Source organism: Pantoea sp. ME81 (assembly GCF_903970985.1).
Classification (GTDB): Bacteria; Pseudomonadota; Gammaproteobacteria; order Enterobacterales; family Enterobacteriaceae; genus Pantoea; species Pantoea communis.
The window spans coordinates 1-1,270 of record NZ_CAJCKS010000354.1 but is presented as its reverse complement, the minus strand read 5'-3'; the positions used below and the strand labels follow the sequence as shown (position 1 = coordinate 1,270).

The following is a 1,270-nucleotide window of genomic DNA, read 5'->3' as shown; positions in this document are numbered from 1 at the left end:
ATTAAACCAAAAGCTGATTCGTGAAACCGTGCTGCTGGCCGATATGGTCAATCACACCGAAGTGCACCTTGTCGGTGCTTATCCCATCACGCCAATCAATATCGCCATTGAACTCCCCGACTTTGACCCCAGCGTGTATAACGATGCGATTCGCGGACAACATCTGGTGGCGATGAAAGCGCTACGCCAGAAATTCTCCATCGGCGAAGAGTTTACGCATGTGGCAAAAGGCTTGCCGGAGGAAGTGATACCGGATATCGCCTCTCATCTGGAGGCGGGAATTGTGGTACTCGGCACCATCGGCCGCACTGGCCTTTCGGCCGCGTTCCTGGGGAATACCGCTGAGCAGGTTATCGATCATCTCCGCTGTGATTTGCTGGCAATCAAACCGGACGATTTCAAATCGCCGATTGATTATGACGATGAAGAAGACGAAGACGATTAAAACAACAAAGGCGACCAGATGGTCGCCTTTTTAATCGCACTTCAGATTACAGCGCGCGCAGGATACCTTCTACACTCGCCTTCGCATCACCAAACAACATTTGCGTGTTGTCTTTGAAGAACAGCGGGTTCTGCACCCCGGCGTAACCGGTATTCATTGAACGTTTAAACACGATAACGTTCTGCGCTTTCCACACTTCCAGTACGGGCATACCAGCGATTGGGCTGCGCGGATCTTCCTGTGCCGCCGGGTTAACGGTGTCATTGGCACCGATCACCAGCACGGTATCGGTATCGCTGAAATCATCGTTAATCTCGTCCATTTCCAGCACCACGTCATATGGCACTTTGGCTTCAGCCAGTAACACGTTCATGTGGCCAGGCAAACGGCCAGCAACCGGGTGGATGCCGAAACGCACTTTGATGCCACGCGCACGCAGTTTTTCGGTAATTTCCGCCACCGGGTACTGTGCCTGCGCCACTGCCATGCCGTAGCCTGGGGTGATGATCACTGACGTTGAGCCTTTCAGCAATTCCGCCGTGTCTTCTGCCGTGATTTCGCGATGTTCACCCTCTTCTTCGCTCTCGCCACCGACACTCACATCGGTACCAAAACCACCGGCAATCACGCTAATGAACGAGCGGTTCATCGCCTTACACATAATGTAGGACAGGATGGCACCAGATGAACCCACCAGCGCACCGGTGACGATCAGCAGGTCGTTGCTGAGCATAAAGCCCGCAGCCGCTGCCGCCCAACCGGAGTAGGAGTTGAGCATCGACACCACAACCGGCATATCCGCACCGCCAATCGACGCCACCAGAT

General features: G+C 54.0%; 2 protein-coding genes. One reads left to right on the top strand and one right to left on the bottom strand.

All coding sequences use genetic code 11. The features are described 5' to 3' along the window. Nucleotides 1–445: universal stress protein UspE (gene uspE, locus H7A81_RS27285; RefSeq protein ID WP_182059340.1), on the top strand; the 445-nt coding region annotated here is incomplete at its 5' end. 46 nt (nt 446–491) lie between these two features. Here the strand turns inward: uspE and H7A81_RS27280 are convergent. Further along, nucleotides 492–1,270, bottom strand: a 779-nt coding sequence (locus H7A81_RS27280) for an NAD(P)(+) transhydrogenase (Re/Si-specific) subunit beta (RefSeq protein WP_182059339.1), incomplete at its 5' end; no start/stop codon positions are given.